Source organism: Dolichospermum compactum NIES-806, from assembly GCF_002368115.1.
Taxonomy (GTDB): Bacteria; Cyanobacteriota; Cyanobacteriia; order Cyanobacteriales; family Nostocaceae; genus Dolichospermum; species Dolichospermum compactum.
In genome coordinates, this window is sequence record NZ_AP018316.1 from 4,051,073 (window position 1) to 4,074,501 (window position 23,429).

Sequence of the window (23,429 nt, forward strand, 5' to 3'; positions counted from 1 at the left end):
CAGAAAATTCTTTAAATTTACATCACATCTGTAACCCAAAATACAGATTAATAAATCATCCTAATTAGAAAACCCAAATAAAGAAATAATTATTTTCACCTAAAGTATAAACTTAATTTCCACCAAAATATACATCACAATAATAATGGCAAAATGCCGTTATTTTCTATTTCTCATGAGATATCATCAAAATAATTGGCAATAATATATCTTCCATGCTTGTGAAGTTCCAGGTTAAATATAATTACTAATTGCTTTAATCAAATCTAGGGTTATCTATATATTTTATCATGCAGATGCACCATATAGATTATGATCTGCTGTCTAAATCCCGATTGTTCAAATCCTCAAAATCCCGATCATTATAAACTTTGTCAAACTTGTCACACTCCGTTAGTGCCACTTTTGAGAAATCGGTTTCGTGTGATCCGTGTTCTTTCTAATGAAGGCGGATTTGGCAGAACTTATATATCAGAAGATATTGATAAATTAAATGAATTATGTGTAGTTAAACAACTAGCACCAAAATTTCAAGGCACTTGGTCACAAAAAAAAGCAACTCAACTATTTTTAGAAGAAGCCAGACGACTACAAGAATTAGGAGAACATCCCCAAATTCCCACACTTATAGCTTATTTTCAGCAAGATAATTGTTTGTATTTAGTACAACAATTTATTGATGGTCAAAATTTATTTAACGAATTGAAATCTCGAAGAATTTATAAAGATTGGGATATTCAATCTATTCTATTAGATTTATTACCAATTATCAAATTTGTGCATCAACATGGAGTAATTCATCGTGATATTAAACCAGAAAATATTATTCGCCGAAAAACTGATGGGAGATTAACACTCATTGATTTTGGTTCTTCCAAACAATTAACCGCACAGGTACAGCGAAAAAATGGTACTTCTATCGGTTCACATGGTTATTCTCCCATTGAACAAATTAGAGATGGAAAAGCCTATCCTGCAAGTGATTTATTTAGTTTAGGTGCTACTTGTTTTCATCTATTAACAGGAATTTCTCCTTTTCAATTATGGATGGAATATGGCTATGCTTGGGTAGGAAATTGGCAGCAGTATTTACGCTTTACTTTGAGTTCAGAATTATCAGAAATTATAGATAAATTACTCCAAAAAGAAATAGATAGTCGCTATCAATCTGCTGATGAAGTAATTAGAGATTTGATGAAAAAGCATACTAATATTCTGCCAGTAGCGAATCATGAAATCATCAAATCGCCTAAAAAAAAGGCTCAATCACATTCATCAAAATATACTTGGGTCAGAAATTTAATCTTCATATCGGGGATAATTGTCTCTTTCGCATTAGCAGAATCTGGTTATCGAGAATTTCGCAAATTAAAAACCAACTTTTCATTTAGTTGGAGTCAACCTCGCAATACTCCACAAACCTCTGCAACATCAGAAAAAAAATTATCTTTAGTCAATACTTTCTCTGGACATAAAAGCAAAGTTTTGTCAGTGGTTATGAGTCCAAATGGCAAACTAATTATCAGTGGTGGGGATTGCGAAAAAAGTAATAATAGTCTATGTCATAATATTAAATTATGGGATGTCATTACAGGTAAAGAAATTGCCAGTCTTCAGGGACATTACCAAAATGTCAATGCAGTAGCTATCACAGCTAATGGTAAAACTTTAGTTAGTGCTGGTGATGATAAAACTATTAAGATTTGGAATTTACAAACAAATCAATCAATTCACACCTTAAAGAGTCATACAGATGCGATTCATAGTTTAGCTATTAGTAGTGATGGTAAAACTTTAGTTAGTGCTAGTGACGATAAAACTATCAAAGTTTGGAATTTAATAACAGGTAAACTAATTCGTACTTTAATTGGTCATAAATATTGGGTGCGTTCTGTAGATATTAGTCCTGATGGTGTTACCTTAGCAAGTGGTAGTTTTGATAAAACGATTAAATTATGGAATCTTAATCAAGAAAAACCAATTCTGAATTTAGCTACCAGTTCACAAACAGTTATAGCTGTGGCTTTCAGTCCTAATGGCAAAATTTTAGCAAGTTCCAGCCGCGATCGCGTAAGCACTGACCGAAGGTATCGCACAATTAAATTATGGAATCTGCAAACCCTCAAAGAAATTCGGACTCTCATGGTAGAAGATAATAGTGTGAATACTATTGCTTTTAGTCCCAATGGTCAAATTTTAGCAAGTGCTGGACGAAATATTTCTGAAGAACAAATCTATCACACCATTAAACTCTGGAATGTAGCTACAGGAGAGGAAATGCTAACATTGACAGGACATAGTAATGCTGTCATCTCCCTTGCTTTTAGTGCTGACGGAAAGTTTCTAGTTAGTGGTGGTGAAGATAATTTAATTAAAATTTGGCAGATTCCAGTCAATGATGACAAAAATTTTTCCCCTCGAGGTTTGGTACTTGATAAAACTAAATTTCGGTAGTTTATGAGATTATGGATTATAACTCTACAATGTCTCCGATTCTAGTTGATCTAAATATATGAAATCAGGATACTCGACTCCAGCTTCTTGTTTAATTTTCACGAATTTGGGAGATTCAAAAAACCGCTTTGCATCTTCTATAGATGTCCATCATGAAAAATGCACTATTTTATTGGGATTATTTTCGTACTTTAACCCTCCATTCAAAAAGTCATTTTCCCCAATTTGGGGTTGATTCTGACACAAATTTGACATTAAAAATCTATTAGTTTCCGTAACTGGTGTAGATGTAACCTTTATCTGGTTTTGGGGATTAGTAATTGGCAAGATTAACCTTCATAATTCATAGCACCCAAGTATTTAGTTAAAAAAGGCGAAAAAACCTCATAAATCAAAGTTAGCGGTTGTCCATGATGCCAAAACAAATAATGGCGACCCCAAAATGGACCTTGTTCATTAAAACCTGACTCTAGTGCCTCTGAGTCACCATAATAAATACCTTGGACATCTCTATACAATTCAGTCCGTAACCGTGCTAAACTTGCCCAAATTGGTAAAGACTTGTTTTGTAAATATTCATCTACATGACTGGCTTCCCACCAAGAAGCAGCATAGTATAACCGTTGACCAGAGGCGGTTCGTACCCACACCTGCCGACGCACTCTTGGACCCGGTAACATTTGAATTATAGCTGGTGCATGATCTGAATTCATGCCAATGGATGACATATCAATCACATCCACCTCCGTCGGCTCACCAGTCAGCAGTTGAACGTGTCGAGTCGGAGAACCATCACCCAAAAGCAATAATTGCCAAGTAGGTGCTAACTGAGTGTGAGGTAAACCGCGTTTAACAACTTCCTCCCCACCTTGCCATAAGGGAGTTAGACAATGCCAAGAACTGGGTAAGATTAAGTCATTTGTGGGATTAAAAGTAGTAGTCAATGTTCTTTACAAAAGTTTATATATCTATATACTATAACGATCTAATTTGATTTATCCACACTCCTAATTCCTCTTTGCTCCTCTGCGCCTCTGCGTGAGATAAAAAAATGTGGTTTATTTCCCCGAAAATCGCTGTAATATTTGAAAACCCGCTGCTACAATCATTTTTTTGACATAGCAGCGGGCTATTTACATTCAAAAATGCGGATGGCGAGACTCGAACTCGCAAGGGCTATGCCCACACGCACCTCAAGCGTGCGCGTATACCAATTCCGCCACATCCGCGCGCTTTGAACACAGATTACAGTATAACATAAAAAAATCTCTCAAACACAAGATTTTTCAAATATTTCCCAAATATTTTTTGAATGGGTATGAGACTAACAGAAATATAGTTGCAGCACAAGTCATATTAAAAGGTCTAGGAAAGATGCCACATAATCTAAATAGTCTGTTAAAAATTATGTTTGGGGATCTCCTGTCACGATTTACAGTAATGCAACAGCTTTATGTCAACAGGATGGGAGAAAATGTGAATCTACTGGTACTGATATCGTAACTAGAAAATGAAATTTGACAAAATATTAATTGCCAATCGAGGAGAAATAGCCCTTCGCATTCTCCGAGCCTGTGAAGAAATGGGAATTGCCACAGTAGCTGTTCACTCCACTGTTGACAGAAATGCTCTCCACGTACAACTTGCAGATGAAGCGGTTTGCATTGGTGAACCTGCCAGCAGTAAGAGTTATTTGAATATTCCCAATATTATTGCTGCTGCACTAACGCGCAATACTAGTGCCATTCATCCTGGTTATGGTTTTTTATCAGAGAATGCCAGATTTGCCGAAATTTGTACCGACCACCACATTGCTTTTATTGGTCCTAGTCCTGAATCTATCAGGCTCATGGGGGACAAGTCCACAGCCAAAGAAACAATGCAAAAGGCTGGTGTACCTACAGTTCCCGGTAGTGAAGGGTTAGTAGAATCTGAAGAAGAAGGATTAGCGATCGCCAAAAAAATTGGTTATCCTGTAATGATTAAAGCCACCGCAGGCGGAGGCGGTCGAGGAATGCGGCTAGTCCGTTCCGAAGACGAATTTGTCAAACTTTTCTTCGCCGCACGAGGGGAAGCAGGAGCAGCCTTTGGCAACGCAGGCGTTTATATAGAAAAATTTATTGAACGTCCCCGTCACATTGAATTTCAGATCCTAGCGGATAACTACGGTAATGTTATCCATCTAGGTGAAAGAGACTGTTCAATTCAGCGTCGTAACCAAAAACTCCTAGAAGAAGCCCCTAGTCCCGCCCTTGACCCTGACTTACGGCAAAAAATGGGAAAAGCTGCCGTTAAAGCCGCCCAGTTTATTAACTACACCGGAGCAGGAACTATTGAGTTTCTTCTAGATAAATTCGGTAAGTTCTACTTCATGGAAATGAACACCCGGATACAAGTTGAGCATCCAGTCACGGAAATGATTACTGGTATAGACTTAGTAGTTGAACAAATTCGCATTGCCCAAGGTGAAAGACTAAAGCTCACACAAAAAGAAGTGGTTCTGAGAGGACATTCCATTGAATGCCGCATTAACGCCGAAGATCCAGATCATGATTTTCGTCCAGCACCCGGTAGAATTAGCGGTTATCTTCCCCCCGGAGGTCCAGGGGTGCGGATTGATTCCCACGTATACACGGACTATCATATCCCCCCTTACTACGACTCCCTGATAGGTAAATTAATTGTCTGGGGACCAGACCGAGCCACCGCCATTACCCGGATGAAACGCGCATTACGAGAATGTGCCATTACAGGAGTCCCTACAACTATTCCCTTCCATCAAAAAATCATGGAAAACCCACAATTCTTAGAAGGTAATATTTACACTAGCTTTGTCCAGGACATGAAAATGCAGTAATTGGTCATTGGTCATTGGTCATTGGTCATTGGTCATTGAGAAAATTCTTCTTTCTTCCTCCTGACTCCGAACTCCGAACTCCTAATTACCTGTCTAACATGGTCAGTAACCCTTGCTGACCCAGTAAAATTTCCCGAATAAAACTGAAAATCGCCACCAAAATAATCGGGGTAATATCCACACCACCAATAGGTTGTACAAATTTCCGCAACGGGATTAAAAAGGGTTCAGTCGGCCAGGCTATTACACTAAAAGGCAAACTATTAAGATTGATTTGGGGATACCACGTTAGAATAATGCGGAAAATAAATAAAAACGTCATCACTCCCAAAACCGGACCAAGAATCCAAGCAGTCAAGTTAACACCAGTCATGTTGTTTAGCTACCATCTGTGAGAGAATCCAAAACTTGGGCGCAAGTTGATAAACTTTAAGTTTTGTAACGTATTCTTCCCTCAATTTTAACTAAATAGTGCCATTTTATTGTGAGAATAGAAAAACAAAGTTATTGACTTGGGATCATTAATCAAGTAAAGACCAAGTTAGATGTGCGGTATGTACCTAATTGAGATACATTCAGGAAATCGTCAACCGTGTAGGAGTGGGGTTTCCCGGCACTCTATTGTATTACATCCGACCAATAACCCCGATAATCTTGGATTACTTTTCAAGAAAGTAATCCAAGATTAAAATGAGAATAAACTGTGTAAAAAAAGGTTGAGAACTATGACACCCTCTTTAGCAAATTTTCTTTGGAGTCTCGTTTGGGGTACTGCGATCGTCGTTATCCCTGCTACCATTGGTCTAATTTTCATTAGCCAAAAAGATAAAATCCAACGTTTTTAATCTTCGGGGACTGGGGACTGGGGAATGAGGAAGCATCTTCTTCTTCTTTCTTCTAGACTCCAGTATTCCTATTCCACAATATTATGACTGGTTAAAATAGTGATAGTAAGTGTAACTCGTTAATATAGATTTGATATTAGGAAAACACCAATGGTTAATTTGGGGCTGAACTCAGCCAGTGTTTTGGCTCAGGTAAATTTTGGAGCAAACTCAGCCAGTATTCTAGGAATTTTCCTAGCTGTAGCTGGAGCAGCATTGTACTTTCTTCGTTCTGTCCGCCCAGAACTGTCCAGAGATCAAGACATATTTTTTGCAGCGGTAGGCTTGTTGTGCGGCTTTATTCTCGTATTTCAAGGATGGCGACTTGATCCAATTTTGCAATTTGGTCAATTGCTTTTGGTAGGTTCTACAGTATTTTTTGCTGTCGAAAGTATTCGTCTGCGAAGTATCGCTACTCAACAAGCAAAACGAAATACTCCCATTGTGGACGATGAGCGCGAGGTTAGCAGGAAATATTCTTATTCTGAGCGGCGCAACTATCAAGCTGAGATGGATGCGGATTTAGAACCGCTACCGTATGAAGAAGACGAAGAAGCCCCTCAGCGCCCTAGAATTCGCGGTAGTCGAGATGAACGTTCTACTCGTGATGACTATTACGAAGATCAGCCACCACGCAGTTCGCCAAACCCACGAAACAGGGAAAAACCAGAATCACCTGAAAGAAAGCGTCGTAACAATTCTGGGCGTTCAGTCAGTCGTCCCAGTGAGGGTTATGAAGATGAAAATTGGGGTTCTACTCCCAAACCAGTTGACGATTGGGAAACTTCAAATTCCCAAGATGCAGTGAGAAAACCAGCACGTCGCAATAATACTGGCAATAATCGCCCTCAACGCCCAGAAAGTCGTGAGGATGATATTACCCCTACTCCTAGACCAAGAAAACGTCGTCCACCTAAAGATTCAGTTGCTCCTAGAAGACAGGATGATGATGAAGCTATCCCAACCGAATATTTTCCTTACAATCCCATTAACAAGCCAAATAACGAGCCAGATAATTCGGATTTTAATGATGACATTTAACACATTTGGGGTTGACGACGGAAAACAGTAATGTGAAAACATTTACACCTGGCTTCTGGCTCCAAAAGTCAATTTATTGGAGCCTAATTTTTGGTTTGGCGAGTTTGCTGATATCTTGTAGCGCTGATAATATTCCTTTGGGAGTTACTTCTCTGAATAGCCGATATACTGAAGAACAACCTGCTATCAGTGGTAATGGACGTTTTTTGGCTTTTGTCTCCAATCGTTCTCGTTATCAGCAGTTGTTATTATACGATTTAGAAAATCAAAGTTTTATTCCTACACCGACCTTAAACAGACAATCGGTAATTGTAGAAAGTCCTAGCTTAAGTTATACAGGACGTTATATTTGTTATATTACTAGTGATCAAGGTAGACCTGTTGTTGCACTTTACGATCGCGCTTCCCAACAATCACAAGTTCTGACCCCTACTTATCGTGGTTGGGTGAGAAATCCTAGTATCAGTCCTGATGGGCGTTATATTGCGTTTGAATCCTCTAGTCGTGGACAATGGGATATTGAAGTTCTTGATAGAGGTCCAACTATTGAGTTAGATATTCCTAATGGTGCAAGGGTGTCAACTAAAAATTGACCGTTGGAAAATTTCTACACTTACTTATTTTCTAATTGAATATTTGTAACCGTTCAGGGGGTACAAAGAAAACGAAAAACAACCCCCAAAATCCAGCAATAAAATTAAGCAGCTTTCAACAAGTCAGAATCATCAGAATCAGCAGTAACTTGTGGAAGCAAAGAAGGCACAGTGGTAGAACCACGAGCAGCAAGAACAGCCTGCGTCATAAACTCCAAAACATTACGCTGTTGGGACTTGAGGCTTGTTACCACAGTTAACATCCGAGCCACAAAAACACTACCAGCCTGAGTTTGAGAGCCAAAACTAGTCCGCCGCCAAATCACAGCAGGACGAATAGCTCGTTCTGCGGCATTATTAGTGGGTTCAACACCAACAGTTGTCACAAATAACCACATCGCCGACTCAACTTTGAGTAATTGACGACAAGTGCGTACTGTTTTTGCTAGGGGTGTTTTTTCCCGTGATGTAATTTCGTAGTTATCAGCTTCGAGTAAAGTTGCTTTGATGGATGCACGAATCTCAACCACCATCTCAGTAAACTCACTCCGACTTAAAGTACCATCTCTAACTCGATGCCAAAGTTCAAACAACTTCTCTTGCTGTTTGACCAGTGCAGTTCCCAATTCTGCCGATACTCCAGTTCGTTCCGAGATTTTGATAAATTCCCGTCGCAGATGCGCCCAACATAATTGCCGACGTTCCAAGCTGACCCAGTTGTAAGCACCATGACGGTCGGAGTTCAAAATGCCCCTGAAGTTTTCACCCAATAAATTCTTTGCCTTGAGGGTGCAACGGGTCAGAGCAATTTCAAAAAATGTTACCAGAGGTGTGACTGCAACCCATAGCCAAGCTTTCCTCTGTTCAGGATTAAACCCGTCAATGTTTCCTTGATTAAAGCTGGTTTCATCTGCTCCAACAACTTGGGCATTTTGGATATATTCTTTGGCTTCATCTACACAACTTGCCACTGCGTTACTTGCTTCTAGTCTGAGTTTGTTGACTGTTGCCAACGATATTGAAATTCCAAACACTTCTGCCATCGCACTTTGTACCATTCTGTGACTGTGGCGATAGACTCCACTTAGCAATGCCACTATAGCTGTTCTTGAACTGTCAGGACTTCTGTTAGTTTCTTTGACTGTTGTTCTATTTCCTGCGCCATTTCCTCCACCAGTTTCTTGACGCTGGCTGGAGTCTTACCCCAATCTTCTGGAGGTATCTGTTCTAAGTGATTGACGCGATTTAGTTCCATGTCACTTAATTTATCACATTTTGGAGGTAATTTTTAACGATCGCTCTTCTACCCCCCTGAACGGTTACGCATACCGCTATAATATTTAGTATCAATAAAAGCTAATTTTATGTTCCCTACTCTGAAGCAATTTGGTATTTTAACTGTATTTATGTTTTTTGTTCTTTCGACAAGATACCTAACTGTATCTTCGGTTCTCTATTGGTTGCTTTGGGTTCGTCGTCCCCCATCTTGGGAGGTTCGTCGTCTCCATGATATGAACAAACGCAAGAGCAAAATGAAAAGTGAAATCAAGTGGTCTCTTTTTTCCTGTTTAATTTTTGCATTACCAAGTGCTTTTATGATCGAAATGATCAACTTGGGATATACCAAGGTTTACTTAAATTTTATGGATTATGGTTTGTTTTATTTACCTTTGAGCTTATTTATATATTTAATTCTCCACGACACTTATTTTTATTGGACTCATCGCTGGTTGCATATTCCTAGTATATATCGCCGCTTTCATCAAGTCCATCACGAATCTATCAACCCTACACCCTGGACTTCTTTTTCTTTTGATCCTGTTGAGAGTATGATGCAGGCAATTATCATTCCTGTGATGGTTTTTATTATTCCCATTCACATTAGTATGGTGGGATTATTACTAACGTTAATGACGATATTTGGTGTTGTCAATCATACGGGTTATGAAGTTTATCCATATTCATGGATACGTGGTTTTTGGGGTAAACATTGGATTACACCAACGCACCATACTATTCATCATCACAAGTTTAATTGTAACTATGGTCTTTATTTTCGGTTTTGGGATAAATTAATGAACACCGATATAATGGTCAAAACGCAGATAAACGCAGATAAACGCAGATAAACGCAGATAAACGCAGATAAATTTGTACTTCGTTAGACTAGGAAATAATATAAAAGATGATGGCTTTTGAGGAGAAATAGAGCTTTGCCCATGTGACAATTGAAAATTTGGGTATAAAATAATGTTTCTTAATAAGAGTAATAGAAAAATAATTCTCAACTACTTGGCAAATAAAAAATCATCTGCTATATTTAATTCATACCCAAAAACCTAATCCCCTAATCCCCTGTCCCTACGGGGATGTAGAGACGTTCCTCGGAGCGTCTCTACTCTTTTGTATGGATATTGCCATCAGGGTTGGGGAGAAAGGAAAAGATTTTTTCCTATATCTTCAGTCAATTCCTAGCTAATCAGCATTAAGAATTTTGGGAACTCGGAAAAAATCTCCTTCTTGTTGAGGCGCACTGTTGAGGATTGCTTCTCGTTCGGGATAGGGTTGGAGAATATCTTCTCTAGTGACGTTGCTAACATCAATGGCTCTAGTTGTCGGTGCTACATTAGTGACATCCAGTTGGTTGAGTTGTTCTATATAGTCTAGAATACCGCCCAGTTGAGTGGTAAATTGTGCTTCTTCGTCTGCTGTTAATTCTAAACGAGCGAGATTAGCAACTTTACGAACTTGTTCACTATCAATCATAATTTGTTAATTGTCAGTTGTCGGTTGTCAGTTGTTCGTTGTCAGTTGTGAGGCAAAATTTTACAACCGACTAATGGCTAATGCCTAAGTTAAAAGAATACGTCAATTTGCGATCGCCCGGTGGTTTTTATCCAGTTCTGAGCTTCAATATAGTTATTGGGAGCCATACGAATCGCTCTAATCCAATAATCAGCCGCTTGATCAAGTAATGCTTCACCACCGTCATTATCCCCTGCTTCCTTAGCTCTCTCACCTTGAAAATGATAAATCACGGCAATATTATTCAAGGCTTGGGGTAATTGTGGATTTAATTCAATGGCCTGATGATAATACTCTAAAGCCTTATTATGATCGCCGTTACTGGCATAGATTAAACCCATATTATAGAGAATATAACTCCGATCATTAGAGTCTTCCTCCATTTCTAACGCTTCTGTATAGTAGTCTAACGCTTCAGCATATTCACCTTCTGCCTGTGCGGACATTCCATCTCGATAATAAACAAAGGCTTCTTTGGCTTTTTTGTTGGTTGGCAATATCTTGAGGATGATATCTGCCATGACGGTAAAGGATTTGTCAACAAAGTTATCGTTTTTCTGTGTTCTTGGCATATTTATCTCTATGGTTGCTCAATTGCAGCATACCGCTAATTTAACTAATTTTTGGAGGTTTGAGTTATCCCAAATTAATATGAAGCTTCATGAAGTAATATCTCCAGAATTATTGACCGCAGATAAACGCAGTTAAATTTTAAATTATTTTGTTTTCATTTCCGAAACGGAAGTAAATACTATTGTATAACCGAGTTAAGTTAACTATTGCACACAAGACACACCCAGCCGCGATGGTAAAAGAAATAGCAATTCGCACCACTGGACTCACTAAGCAATTTGAAAGACATATTGCTGTCAATGATGTTGACTTAGAAATCCATACGGGTGAAGTTTACGGATTAATTGGTCCTAATGGTGCAGGTAAAACCACCCTAATTCGGATGTTGGCCACTGCTGAAGAACCCACTACGGGGGAGATTTATATTAATGGCGTTCGCGTAGCGGCTTCTTCAGAGCATCGCTTAGAGTCAAATCAAAACAACCTAAAACTTAAACGTCGTCTTGGTTATTTACCTGATGACTACCCACTGTATGAAGATTTGACAGTTTGGGACTATTTAGATTATTTTGCCCGATTGTATCGCTTACAAGGAAAGCGCCGTACCCAACGTCTCCACGAAGTTTTAGAACTGATTCAACTGGGTAATAAACGCCATAGTATGATTTCTACCCTTTCACGGGGGATGAAGCAGCGTTTAAGTTTAGCTCGTACTATCATTCATGAACCAATTTTACTACTTTTAGATGAACCTGTTTCGGGACTCGATCCCATTGCGCGGATGCAGTTCCGGGAAATCATTAAAGCTTTGCAAGAAGCCGGCATGACAATTTTAATTTCTTCTCATGTGCTTAGTGACTTAGCAGAGTTATGTACATCCGTAGGAATTATGGAATTAGGTTTTTTAGTGGAAAGTTCTTCACTCAAACATCTCTATCAACGTCTTTCCCGACAGCAGATTTTTATCACCACTTTGGGCAATATAGATATATTAGTTAGTGAATTAAAAAATCATCCCTTAGTGGAAGAATGGGAATTAATACTTAGTCGAAATAGTGTGCGAGTAAATTTTTCCGGTAAACCAGAAGATTCGGCTGATTTATTGCGATCGCTTGTCAGTGCAGGAATTCCCTTAACAGAGTTTCATTGTACCCAAGAAGACCTAGAAACTATTTTCCTCAAATTAGGTCATAAACAAGCGTCATAGATAATTTTGGATTTTAGATTTTGGATTTATCTTCTGCACAAACTTAAAAATTGTTCCAAAATAAAACTTCTCAACTTTTAGAGGTATTGACAATGTTACTAAATTTCATAGACAGAGTTGGAGAATTAAATCCCCAGTTATTTCGAGAACTAAGAGGCAGATTCAAACCCTTTAACCTGATCATATCTATGGGTTCTTCCTTACTACTACAACTCATAGTTTTCATATTTCAATTCCGAGAATTTCCCGATGAAAACTACTATCTCCGAGCAACCTACTGCACTTTGCGAGAAGTATACCAAAATCAGGAACAAGAACTCTATAAACAACAAAACTTACTCAACCAAAAAATAACTAACTATCAGCAAATTCAACTATCAGATAATACCATAATTCCCAACTTAGATGCTAAACTTCAGCAAGTTAACACTGAACTAGCTGACCTTCAAAATTATTTATCTAAAAATATTTGTCCTTTAGATAAAATAGACTGGGAATTATGGTGGCGAGATCATTGGGAATATACATTTTTAACATTTAGTGTAATTTTCATTTTTACCCTCTTAGTTGGCGGAACTTATTTATTAATTAGTGATTTAGCCAAAGAAGAACAACGAGGAACATTGAACTTTATTCGCCTTAGTCCCCAGTCAGAAACCAGCATTTTAACTGGAAAAATTATCGGAGTCCCTAGTTTAATCTATCTTTTTGTCCTCACAGCCATTCCTTTACATTTGTGGGCTGGACATTCTGCTAAAATCGCCTTGAGTTACATTTTTAGTTATTATGCTGTGATTGCCGCAAGTTGTCTATTCTTCTACAGTACAGCCCTAATTTTCGGTTTAGTGAGTCGTTGGTTCGGTAACTTTCAACCTTGGTTAGGTAGCGGTGCTGTACTTGTGTTTTTGTTGATGACAATGACAATGGTATCATCTTCTAGAGACTTCAATAATTCCTTAACTTGGATTAGATTTTTTAGCCCCTGGGATATCACCAATTATCTATTTCCTAATCTGTTTCGTTCCTATAAAGATTCATCAATCAGCCAACTACAATTTTTCTACTTACCAATAGGAAAAAATTTCCTTACCTTAGTCAGCTTTCATTTAGTTAATTACGGAATTTGTTCCTACGGTATTTGGCAAGCAATGAAACGCTGCTTTCGGAATACAGATAGCACAATATTGAGTAAAAAACAAAGTTATTTATTTATAGCCTTTACTCAGGTAATGTTTTTGGGATTGACTATAGGTGCAGTTGAGAACAAATCAGATATAGGGATTATAATTCTCATGGCTTTACTTAATTTTGCCCTAGTTCTAATTTTAACTATTGTGCTTTCACCTCAGCGGCAAACTATCCAAGATTGGGCAAGATATAGACACCAAAATCATCGAGATAAATCTATATTACAAGATTTAGTATTTGGTGAAAAAAGCCCAGCCATTGTTGCCATAGCAATTAATCTATTAATTGCCACCATACCGATCATAATCTGGATTTTGTTCTCACCTACTAATTTTTATAATGGTAGTGTTGATAAGAATAAAGTCATATTAGCTATGGTTTTAGCTTTCACACTGATGTTAATGTATGCCACAATTGCTCAATTGATGCTACTCATGAAACATCCCAAGCGTTATGTATGGACAGTGGGAACTATTGGTGTAGCAATGTTTTTACCATCAATTGTTCTTGCCGTTTTGGGTGTTAGTCCTTCAAAACATCCCATTTTGTGGTTATTTTCTACCTGTCCTTGGGCAGCTATAGAATATACTCGGACGACAACAATTTTGCTGGCACTTTTGGCTGAGATAACAGTTGTAGCTTTGTTAAATTTCCAATTAAATCGCCAAGTCAAAGTTTTAGGAGAATCCGCAACCAAAGCACTATTAACGGGACGATAATGGTTAGCGACTAGTAGAGTTTTACCGATAGGAATAATATCTGATTTTTGTATTCCTATCGGTGGATATTAGCTAATTCGTCCTCAAGCTCGAATAGCATACATATTGAACATCTTGAGTGTAGACGGGATCATATTATTGGGATCTATTATAATCCTAAAACCTTGATTTTCAAGAAGAGTTTGTATTTTACTTATTCTTCCTTCTGTATCTTGCACTTCCAGAACAATTTGTTGAATTTTGTTCCAATCACTTTGATTAATGCCATTTAAAACTTCATATTCTTCTCCTTCTACATCTATTTTTAATAAATGTATAGTTTTAATGGCTAATGAATTAATTACAGAAGATAATGTTTTTATTTCGCATTTTACTTCCTGACTCTGAAAAAAACAATCAACTATATCTTGATTTAGAGCCGTATTCATAACTGCTCTTTGATTTACTTTTTCCCAAGGTTTGCTTGTTGAATTACCAGCCATATTTGGGTAAAAAGTAAATGTCTTTGCAGAAATATTTTCAGTGCCTAACCCATGATTGTATATAGATATATTAGGAACAGAATGAAGGTTAACATTAGCTTTTAGAACCTCAAATATTGGCTTTACTGGTTCAAAAGCAAATATGTTAAATTGCTTTTGCAATGTACTCAAAAATATAGAAAATAATCCAATGTTAGCACCAACATCAAAAATGCAGTCTTTATCATTTATAGTTATACCATGTTTTAAATATTCTTTTTCAATAAAAATTTCTTTATATATAAATTCTGTTTCTGCTTTACTAAGATAGAATAAATCTAGATTGTTGGGTAGAATCATCTTTTTCATAATCTTTTGCTTCCTGTATTTTGTAAAAGAAATCAATTTCTTGCTTGCAAATCGCGTTTTTATCTAAAGGAATAGTTCACACTATTTATTCTATTGCTTGAGTCAGTTTTATTGATTTAAAACAGGCTTACCAGTAGATACAGCCTGTTCCACAATATCAATTGCTCGCTTTGTTCCCCCTGCTTTTTTAATTGCTGCTCGTAACCGCAAAGCATTTTTTCTATAACTATCTTCTGTCAATACTTTTTTAATAGCAGTCCGTAAATTATCAACATTAACTTTTTTCACAGGAATAGCTTCCCCACATCCTGACCAAACTATACGAGAAGCTACTCCTGGTTGATCATTAGCAACAGGAATAGCTACCATTGGTACACCATTTGTTAAACATTCCAATGTGGTATTTAATCCTGCATGAGTAATAGTTAAATCTGCTTTTTCTAATAATTGTAATTGTGGTGCATAACGAACTACTAAAGGATTTCCTGGTATTCCTTGGAGAACTTCAGGATTAGCCGAACCACCCAAAGAGATTACTAATTGTACATCCAACTCTTGACAGGCTGCGGCAATTTTTTGGAAAACTGGTAATAACCGATTTTGTAAAGTTCCCATAGAAGCATAAATTAAAGGTTGTCCTGTTAATTTATCAAAAGGAAAATCAGCAACTTCCCGACCAATTGCACTATGATATGGTCCTGTAAAATGAAACCAATCAGGTAAATTTTGCCGAGGAAATTCTAATTCCGCAGGTTGTTGACTGATTTGAGCTAATTGAGAATAGCGTTGATTTGGGCTAGAGTATGCAGGTAAATTTTTCTCTCGACGATAGTTGTCTATTAATTCTGTGATAGGTTGAGTAGCTCGATTTAATAATTGATAACCTAATTTGTTACGCAGTTTTGCCCACCAAGCTGGGCTATAAGACCAATCTGTCATGAAAGGGGGAACACTTGGCTCTCGATTTAAAACTACAGCACTACAAATAGTAATAAAGGGAAGACCAGAAACATCTGCAATAGTCCCTCCATATGACATAGTTTGATCTATTAATAGTGCTTCTATACCTGCGTCTTTGATAACAGTTGGGGCATCCCTGAACGTAATATTAGTCATATCTCTAAAAATAGAGATCGTATATTTTAGTGCTTCCTGTCCGCTTAACTCTCCTAACTTAGCCATAGATGCTTCCGTTGAACCCAGGGGACATTCCGATTCACCAATAACTCGAAATTCTAAACCGGCTGCTTGTGCCTTGGGTTGGGCATCAGGAATACCAATTAAGGTAACACGATGTCCACGCTGTTGTAATTCTTTTCCCAAAGGTAGTATTGTGTTCCAGTGTCCGGTAGATGCAGGACACATTAAGCCATAATGAGTCATAATCGTATTTTCTGGTTATTTATAATGATATATACCAGAAAACTGCCCCATAAATTCAATACAGATCACTGTAGTAGATTTGGATCTATGTTTAAAATGCCTTATTAATGTAATATCATTGCGTCAGACTTTTAGATAGTCAGTACCAAGGCAGTTATGATTAAATCTTGGATGATAATTGGCACTATAGCATTCTTAGTAGGCTTCGCTGGTAACTGGATTACACCCAACCAGAGTCAATGGTTTCGGCATTTACAAAGACCGAAATGGTTAACCTTTGAATCAGCAATTCCTCTGATTTGGACTATAATTTTTATCTGTGGTGCTTGGTCAGCTTATATTATTTGGGAACACAGCCCAAATACCGATATAACTCGCTTAATGATGGGTTTATACCTACTTCTAGAGATATTTACCATAGCTTATAGCCCAGTAATGATCCGTCTTCGCAGTCTTATCGCTGGTACAATCATTGGTGGTACAGGTCTACTAATTTGTATATTAATCACCCTTGCAGTCTTATCTGTATCGTTCTGGGCAGCATTACTATTATTACCTTATTTAATTTGGAGTCCCATAGGTACATACACCACATGGCAAATGAGTCGTCTTAATCCACAAGATGCTTAAAGCAGGAAAGTTGAAAGTCTTAATGATGTTTGACCTTCAACTATTTACATTCTGCCTTTGCATCTTTGCTCCTTTGTATCTTTGCGCGAAAAACCCTCATATTACAAAACAGAAGATTTATTTTCTGTCGTCTGAATGAAAGTTTGAAAATTACCATTTGGTGTCCATTGAATTGCACCATCTTTACCAGTAAAGAAAAGTTTTGTTTCGCCCTTACTTAATAAAGATAATGTTTTACTATCTAGGTTATTAGCAGGAGAGATAGCTATTTGTGGTTTCAGTGCTAAAACTAAATCTTGCAAAGATTCTGATGGACACCACAACACCTGGGGAGAAGACAAATCTCCACTTTTAATCAATTCTTTAATTTGTTGAGATTTAATATTTCCTACTAATAACCAATTTTGACCAAACATTTGTAACTTTAAAATTGGTACTTGGTCATTAATTAATTGTGCTGTCATTGTGGGAGTATTTATAGGTTGTCCAACTCCTAAACTTTGATAAATTCCTTGCTGTTTTTGGAGTTCCTGTTGTAGTAATTGAGTTGCAATATTGTCCTCCAACTTAGGAGCATATTCATACAAATTTTTAATTGGTAGACTTTGCATAATTTCCAACCAAGCATCATTAGTATAACCTGTAAACTTACTAGCGATCGCCCAATTAATTTGATTTATCCCCTGCTGTCTTAAAAATGGTAAAATCGTAAATCTACCCGTACCTTCATTTCCCCCATTAATTACCGCAACATTCCCCCGATCTTGAATTACTAAAACAGGTTCAGTTCTAGTATCTAACAAAGTAATTCTCACTAAATTATTTGCAGAATGCCAAATGGGAACAAGTACCAAACCAACTGCTATGAAACCTGCAAACCACCAACGTTTTTGCCACCATTGGACTAAGCACACTAAAATAATTAAAAGATAGATAGTCAACATTTGCAAAATTGATATACTCCCAACTGCCACCAAACTACCTGGCAAATTAGCAAAAAATTCCACCATTTGAATTAATAAATGGGTTGGATAATATAAAAAACTGGCTAAAGTGCTACCTAAATCTGGGGAAATTAAACTTACCAAACCGCTAATCATGCCCCCAATACTAATGATAGAAATAAATGGTGTTGTCAAAATATTTAGAGGCACACTATAAACAGGAATGACACTAGAAAACTCTAGCAGTCGGGGTAAAGTCCAAATTGTGGCTGCTAAAGGTACAGATATTAAAGAAGCGATCGCAGGTGGTAGCCAATCTAAACGTTGGGTGATTGCAGATGCACTGACAATTAATCCCAAAGTCGCTAAAAAACTCAGTTGAAAACCTAAATCCCAAATCCATAGAGGATTAAAGAACAATAATAATGTTGCCGCTATTAATAAAGATCCCAATTGCTTCACATTTCTTTCTAAAGCCAAACCCAACAAAGCGGCAAAACCCATAATTACGGCTCTTAATACTGCGGGTTGAAAACCTGATAAAAACAAAAAAGTAATTAATCCCAAGCTACCAAGAGTAATTTGTGTGGCTTTATTTGTACGTCTTGTTAGCTGTAAAATTACACCCAAAATTAGAGAAGTTTGAAACCCAGAAGCAGCTAAAGCATGGGCTAAACCTGCTTTTACGAATAAATCCCGGATATCATAAGGTAAATCAACAGCCTTACTACCTAACACCATTGCACTGACAAGCGGACCTTCAGGAACACCTAATAAACGAGATTGAGATCGCCCAATCTTCTCACGAACTTGCCACCATCCCCAAGGATGTTCATCATCCAAAATATTAATCTGCCTACCAATTAAACCCGCAAAAGTCCTCTCCTGCCGCAAATACTTCTGAAAATCAAACCCACCAGGATTAGAAGCCGCAGTCGGTTTATACAAAAATCCAGTCACCGCAATTTGTTGTCCAGGATATAACCCAGTAGATTGTAATATCGGCACAGTCACATATAACCTACCTGTCACCCCCTTGGGAATTCCCACAGGCTTTTTACCAGCTTCCAGCAGCACCTTGCTATCATTCTTCACCTCATCCAACTGAGTCGCAGCTAACCAAAACTGTCCTCGTTGACTACGAGTTACGCGGGGATTACTATCCACCAACCCCCGTACAATCACCAACTGTTCAAGATTACTATTATCCCCAGCCGCAAACTGACTAATATCCTTAATTCCCGGTTGAGGTACACGCAATTGCCAATAAATAGTAGCCAACAAACCCACCACACCAGCAATTAACCATATTCTCGGATGAGGAGTACCCGTCCAGCTATTACCGACCTTATTTTTGCCAACAGCACCTTCTCTTTTCACAGCAAACTTCCGCAGATTAGCATATATGCGGCGAAAAAAAACCGCCCCAACCACACCCAACAGCAGAATCCAGACACCACCCCAAGGAATAGCCGTAAACAGCAAACCCAAAATATAACTAAGACAGATAATTATTCCACTCGTCTGCATCATAAAAATTTAATTGCCAAAGCACCAAGTTCAGAGAATACCGCATAAATATTTAACCTGCTTGGGAAAGATATAATTCATCTTTAGTAGCTTTGGCAATCACAACATTACAAAGAAATCCCCAAATTAAACCCTAAAACAGCATGAACAAACATAATCAAAAGTGCCGTACTTCCTAAATAAGCATGAACCGCACGCAACCCAGCCTTATCCCCAAAAAATCCACTCAGAGAAATTACACCATTAATCAATAACAAGATCAACACCAGCGAACCAGTCCAAAAATGAGGACTTTCAAACAGTGGTTTTTCCTGCATCACCAACGACAAAACCCCACCAGTATAGCCACCCGCCAAAAATATAAACAACCAAGGAGCTAATTGACGATGAGCATTACGGCTTTGAATAGCCGCATCCTTATCCTCTAGCAACTTACCACGCCAACCCGTCACCCCCACAAAAGTCCCCACCACAAAAATCACAATCCCCATCATCGCTGGATGTCCCCAATGCACAACCGCTTCAGGAACACCTAGAGAACGAAACCAACCCGCAATCGGTTCTAAAACAGCACTTATACTTACCATCTGACACACACCACTATTTTTAACATCAACATCTACAACTATCCCACAGCATAGGGGTTAAAAATTTGGCGTTGCTGATAGTCTGCGCGGCGAAGCAATATTCAGCCATGAATTCCCTAGCGTTCATTTTTAAAACTCTTACCTTTGCGTGAGTTAATTAATGATTCAACTATGCAACGCCAAAAATCTTAGCTCAACCTATTCTTCAGCAACGGAAAACCTAACTTTTCCCTTTGCTCAACATATAAATGAGCCACCTTCCTAGCCAAATGCCGAATCCTAGTAATATAGCGAGTCCGTTCCGTCACCGAAATCACCCCCCTAGCATCAAGCAAATTAAAAGCATGAGAACACTTAATTACATAATCCAAGCTAGGTAAAACCAAACCTCGTTCCGTTAATTGAGTAGCTTCCTGCTCATATAAACCAAACAAAGTCAGCAACATCTCAGGATTCGACGCTTCAAAATTATAAGTACACTGTTCAATCTCACCCTGAAGATGAACATCACCATAAGTAAGGTTATCCGTCCACTGAATCTTAGTAATTGCCTCCACTTGCTGAAGGTACATCACCAATCGCTCCAAACCATAAGTGATCTCAATAGACACAGGACGGCAATCAATACCACCACATTGCTGGAAATATGTAAATTGAGTAATTTCCATCCCATCTAACCAGACTTCCCAGCCCGTACCCCAAGCCCCCACCGTCGCATCTTCCCAGTTATCCTCCACAAACCGAATATCGTGGTCTTCAGGACAAATCCCTAACGCCCGTAAAGAATCTAGATAAATTTCTTGGATATCATCTGGTGAAGGCTTAATCAAAACTTGATATTGATAATAATGCTGAAACCGATTCGGATTTTCGCCGTAACGTCCATCAGTCGGACGACGACAAGGTTCAACATAAGCCACAGCCCAAGGTTCAGGACCCAAAGCCCTTAAAAAAGTATGGGGATTCTTAGTACCAGCGCCCTTCTCCATATCATAGGGCTGGGCAATTAAGCAACCCCGCTGTCCCCAAAACTGATGCAATATCGCTATTACCGACTGAAAATTCACTATCTACTCTTCCTTGAGTCAACAATTCCTAACCCATTGTGGACTAAACCCAGCATAGTGAGCAGTTTTCAGACGAATAAAAAACAAATCCAAAAATAGTTTAAAAAAGTAGTTGACAAAGCAAAGCAAGTTCGATATATTAAATAAGTGCCTGAAGCGAAGCGGAACAAACGCCCCGCCGAAAAGCGCACCGAACCTTGAAAATATTATAGTTTGAAAGCCAGAATATAACAAGTACCCTGCGTCAGAAAAATAGAATAACCTGACCGTGGTTGTAAAAACGGTTAAGAAAGAGCTTATAACAGACGAACCAAAATGGAGAGTTTGATCCTGGCTCAGGATGAACGCTGGCGGTATGCTTAACACATGCAAGTCGAACGGTCTTTTCGGAGATAGTGGCGGACGGGTGAGTAACGCGTAAGAATCTACCTTCAGGTCGGGGACAACCACTGGAAACGGTGGCTAATACCGGATGTGCCGAGAGGTGAAAGGCTTGCTGCCTGAAGAAGAGCTTGCGTCTGATTAGCTAGTTGGTGGGGTAAGAGCCTACCAAGGCGACGATCAGTAGCTGGTCTGAGAGGATGATCAGCCACACTGGGACTGAGACACGGCCCAGACTCCTACGGGAGGCAGCAGTGGGGAATTTTCCGCAATGGGCGAAAGCCTGACGGAGCAATACCGCGTGAGGGAGGAAGGCTCTTGGGTTGTAAACCTCTTTTCTCAGGGAAGAACAGAATGACGGTACCTGAGGAATAAGCATCGGCTAACTCCGTGCCAGCAGCCGCGGTAATACGGAGGATGCAAGCGTTATCCGGAATGATTGGGCGTAAAGGGTCCGCAGGTGGCATAGTAAGTCTGCTGTTAAAGAGTCACGCTCAACGTGATAAGAGCAGTGGAAACTACAAAGCTAGAGTATGGTCGGGGCAGAGGGAATTCCTGGTGTAGCGGTGAAATGCGTAGATATCAGGAAGAACACCGGTGGCGAAGGCGCTCTGCTAGGCCAAAACTGACACTGAGGGACGAAAGCTAGGGGAGCGAATGGGATTAGATACCCCAGTAGTCCTAGCCGTAAACGATGGATACTAGGCGTAGCTCGTATCGACCCGAGCTGTGCCGTAGCTAACGCGTTAAGTATCCCGCCTGGGGAGTACGCAGGCAACTGTGAAACTCAAAGGAATTGACGGGGGCCCGCACAAGCGGTGGAGTATGTGGTTTAATTCGATGCAACGCGAAGAACCTTACCAAGGCTTGACATGTCACGAATCCTGTAGAAATATAGGAGTGCCTTAGGGAGCGTGAACACAGGTGGTGCATGGCTGTCGTCAGCTCGTGTCGTGAGATGTTGGGTTAAGTCCCGCAACGAGCGCAACCCTCGTTTTTAGTTGCCAGCATTAAGTTGGGCACTCTAGAGAGACTGCCGGTGACAAACCGGAGGAAGGTGGGGATGACGTCAAGTCAGCATGCCCCTTACGTCTTGGGCTACACACGTACTACAATGCTACGGACAAAGGGCAGCTACACAGCGATGTGATGCGAATCTCAGAAACCGTAGCTCAGTTCAGATCGAAGGCTGCAACTCGCCTTCGTGAAGGAGGAATCGCTAGTAATTGCAGGTCAGCATACTGCAGTGAATTCGTTCCCGGGCCTTGTACACACCGCCCGTCACACCATGGAAGTTGGTCACGCCCGAAGTCGTTACCCCAACCTTTTGGAGGGGGATGCCTAAGGTAGGACTGATGACTGGGGTGAAGTCGTAACAAGGTAGCCGTACCGGAAGGTGTGGCTGGATCACCTCCTTTTAGGGAGACCTAATCCATTTAGATTGTCGAAAGCAATGTCAATTGCTAATAGAAACTAAATTGGTCTAACCTAGGTCGGTCGCAGACTTGAGGTAAAGCTTTCAAACTATGATTTGGTTCGATAAGGGCTATTAGCTCAGGTGGTTAGAGCGCACCCCTGATAAGGGTGAGGTCCCTGGTTCGAGTCCAGGATGGCCCACCTGAAGGAAGTCAAAAATCAAAAGTCAAAAGTCAAAATTAAATATTTTTGAAGCATGACTAGAAATTTTGAGTTCTTTTTGGGGGTTTAGCTCAGTTGGTAGAGCGCCTGCTTTGCAAGCAGGATGTCAGCGGTTCGA

At 39.2% G+C, this 23,429-nt stretch carries 20 protein-coding genes, 3 tRNA genes and 1 rRNA gene (1 of these 24 cut by a window edge); 12 read left to right on the forward strand and 12 right to left on the reverse strand.

Going from position 1 to position 23,429, the window contains the following annotated elements; all coding sequences use genetic code 11:
- Window positions 1–312: 312 nt before the first annotated feature.
- Entirely contained in the window at window positions 313–2,454 is a 2,142-nt protein-coding gene (locus tag CA730_RS18820; protein ID WP_096669618.1) for a serine/threonine-protein kinase, read from the forward strand.
- Window positions 2,455–2,783: 329 nt separating this feature from the next.
- Here the strand turns inward: CA730_RS18820 and CA730_RS18830 are convergent, their stop codons facing one another.
- Together CA730_RS18830 and CA730_RS18835 are read right to left on the reverse strand one after the other, a co-directional pair.
- Complete coding sequence (locus CA730_RS18830; protein ID WP_096669620.1) at window positions 2,784–3,398, reverse strand: chorismate lyase; 615 nt, start codon at window positions 3,396–3,398, stop codon at window positions 2,784–2,786.
- 202 nt (window positions 3,399–3,600) lie between these two features.
- Window positions 3,601–3,683 (reverse strand) — tRNA-Leu (locus CA730_RS18835).
- A gap of 281 nt (window positions 3,684–3,964) precedes the next feature.
- Between CA730_RS18835 and accC the strand changes: the two genes are divergently transcribed.
- The gene (gene accC / locus CA730_RS18840) at window positions 3,965–5,311 is read left to right on the forward strand and encodes an acetyl-CoA carboxylase biotin carboxylase subunit (protein WP_096669622.1); all 1,347 of its coding nucleotides are present in this window, start codon (window positions 3,965–3,967) and stop codon (window positions 5,309–5,311) included.
- Window positions 5,312–5,396: 85 nt separating this feature from the next.
- On the opposite strand, the gene CA730_RS18845 is transcribed toward accC, so the two are convergent.
- Complete coding sequence (locus CA730_RS18845; protein ID WP_096669624.1) at window positions 5,397–5,684, reverse strand: YggT family protein; 288 nt, start codon at window positions 5,682–5,684, stop codon at window positions 5,397–5,399.
- Between the two features lie 352 nt (window positions 5,685–6,036).
- Between CA730_RS18845 and psbX the strand changes: the two genes are divergently transcribed.
- The 3 genes from psbX (at window position 6,037) to CA730_RS18860 (ending at window position 7,829) form a co-directional block, all read left to right on the forward strand.
- Window positions 6,037–6,156: a photosystem II reaction center X protein gene (psbX, locus tag CA730_RS18850; protein ID WP_096669626.1), complete on the forward strand. Its 120-nt coding sequence runs from the start codon at window positions 6,037–6,039 to the stop codon at window positions 6,154–6,156.
- 150 nt (window positions 6,157–6,306) lie between these two features.
- Window positions 6,307–7,236 carry a Ycf66 family protein gene (locus CA730_RS18855; RefSeq protein ID WP_096669628.1) on the forward strand — a complete coding sequence of 310 codons (930 nt, stop codon included), beginning with the start codon at window positions 6,307–6,309 and terminating at the stop codon, window positions 7,234–7,236.
- 32 nt (window positions 7,237–7,268) lie between these two features.
- On the forward strand, window positions 7,269–7,829 hold the full coding sequence (locus tag CA730_RS18860; RefSeq protein ID WP_096669630.1) for a TolB family protein: 561 nt from the start codon (window positions 7,269–7,271) through the stop codon (window positions 7,827–7,829).
- 104 nt (window positions 7,830–7,933) lie between these two features.
- On the opposite strand, the gene tnpC is transcribed toward CA730_RS18860, so the two are convergent.
- A complete protein-coding gene (gene tnpC / locus CA730_RS18865) occupies window positions 7,934–8,926 on the reverse strand; it encodes an IS66 family transposase (RefSeq protein ID WP_231939882.1) in 993 nt (330 codons plus the stop codon).
- Complete coding sequence (locus CA730_RS24635) at window positions 8,926–9,084, reverse strand: hypothetical protein (protein ID WP_157750021.1); 159 nt, start codon at window positions 9,082–9,084, stop codon at window positions 8,926–8,928. Before CA730_RS24635 ends, tnpC begins: the two co-directional genes overlap by 1 nt.
- Before the next feature lie 109 nt (window positions 9,085–9,193).
- Between CA730_RS24635 and CA730_RS18870 the strand changes: the two genes are divergently transcribed.
- A complete protein-coding gene (locus CA730_RS18870; protein WP_096669632.1) occupies window positions 9,194–9,958 on the forward strand; it encodes a sterol desaturase family protein in 765 nt (254 codons plus the stop codon).
- Window positions 9,959–10,304: 346 nt separating this feature from the next.
- Here CA730_RS18870 and gatC read toward each other — a convergent pair whose 3' ends face one another.
- Window positions 10,305–10,595: an Asp-tRNA(Asn)/Glu-tRNA(Gln) amidotransferase subunit GatC gene (gatC, locus tag CA730_RS18875; protein WP_027401505.1), complete on the reverse strand. Its 291-nt coding sequence runs from the start codon at window positions 10,593–10,595 to the stop codon at window positions 10,305–10,307.
- A gap of 89 nt (window positions 10,596–10,684) precedes the next feature.
- Window positions 10,685–11,206: a photosystem I assembly protein Ycf3 gene (locus CA730_RS18880; protein ID WP_053539450.1), complete on the reverse strand. Its 522-nt coding sequence runs from the start codon at window positions 11,204–11,206 to the stop codon at window positions 10,685–10,687.
- Between the two features lie 233 nt (window positions 11,207–11,439).
- Here CA730_RS18880 and CA730_RS18885 point away from each other — a divergent pair, with 233 nt between their 5' ends.
- Both CA730_RS18885 and CA730_RS18890 read left to right on the forward strand, forming a co-directional pair.
- Window positions 11,440–12,414, forward strand: a complete 975-nt coding sequence (locus tag CA730_RS18885) for an ABC transporter ATP-binding protein (protein ID WP_096669634.1) — start codon at window positions 11,440–11,442, stop codon at window positions 12,412–12,414.
- A gap of 92 nt (window positions 12,415–12,506) precedes the next feature.
- Window positions 12,507–14,321, forward strand: a complete 1,815-nt coding sequence (locus CA730_RS18890; protein WP_096669636.1) for an ABC transporter permease subunit — start codon at window positions 12,507–12,509, stop codon at window positions 14,319–14,321.
- Window positions 14,322–14,404: 83 nt separating this feature from the next.
- Here CA730_RS18890 and CA730_RS18895 read toward each other — a convergent pair whose 3' ends face one another.
- Window positions 14,405–15,151 (reverse strand): FkbM family methyltransferase, encoded by a 747-nt coding sequence (locus tag CA730_RS18895; RefSeq protein WP_096669638.1) that lies wholly within the window; start codon window positions 15,149–15,151, stop codon window positions 14,405–14,407.
- A gap of 108 nt (window positions 15,152–15,259) precedes the next feature.
- Window positions 15,260–16,534, reverse strand: coding sequence for a glycosyltransferase (locus CA730_RS18900; protein WP_096669640.1), 1,275 nt, complete (start codon window positions 16,532–16,534; stop codon window positions 15,260–15,262).
- Window positions 16,535–16,690: 156 nt separating this feature from the next.
- On the opposite strand from CA730_RS18900, the gene CA730_RS18905 reads away from it, so the two are divergent.
- A complete protein-coding gene (locus CA730_RS18905; protein ID WP_096669641.1) occupies window positions 16,691–17,164 on the forward strand; it encodes a TspO/MBR family protein in 474 nt (157 codons plus the stop codon).
- Window positions 17,165–17,265: 101 nt separating this feature from the next.
- Here CA730_RS18905 and CA730_RS18910 read toward each other — a convergent pair whose 3' ends face one another.
- The 3 genes from CA730_RS18910 to glyQ all read right to left on the reverse strand — a co-directional run bounded on the left by CA730_RS18910 (window position 17,266) and on the right by glyQ (window position 21,292).
- Window positions 17,266–19,641, reverse strand: a complete 2,376-nt coding sequence (locus CA730_RS18910) for a ComEC/Rec2 family competence protein (protein WP_096669643.1) — start codon at window positions 19,639–19,641, stop codon at window positions 17,266–17,268.
- Between the two features lie 104 nt (window positions 19,642–19,745).
- Window positions 19,746–20,225 carry a DUF4079 domain-containing protein gene (locus CA730_RS18915; RefSeq protein WP_096669644.1) on the reverse strand — a complete coding sequence of 160 codons (480 nt, stop codon included), beginning with the start codon at window positions 20,223–20,225 and terminating at the stop codon, window positions 19,746–19,748.
- 188 nt (window positions 20,226–20,413) lie between these two features.
- The gene (gene glyQ, locus CA730_RS18920; protein WP_096669646.1) at window positions 20,414–21,292 is read right to left on the reverse strand and encodes a glycine--tRNA ligase subunit alpha; all 879 of its coding nucleotides are present in this window, start codon (window positions 21,290–21,292) and stop codon (window positions 20,414–20,416) included.
- A gap of 312 nt (window positions 21,293–21,604) precedes the next feature.
- Here glyQ and CA730_RS18925 point away from each other — a divergent pair.
- The 3 genes from CA730_RS18925 to CA730_RS18935 all read left to right on the forward strand — a co-directional run.
- Window positions 21,605–23,091, forward strand: a 16S ribosomal RNA gene (locus tag CA730_RS18925).
- 125 nt (window positions 23,092–23,216) lie between these two features.
- Window positions 23,217–23,290, forward strand: a tRNA-Ile gene (locus CA730_RS18930).
- Window positions 23,291–23,371: 81 nt separating this feature from the next.
- Window positions 23,372–23,429: transfer RNA gene (locus CA730_RS18935), tRNA-Ala, on the forward strand; it runs 15 nt beyond the window's last position.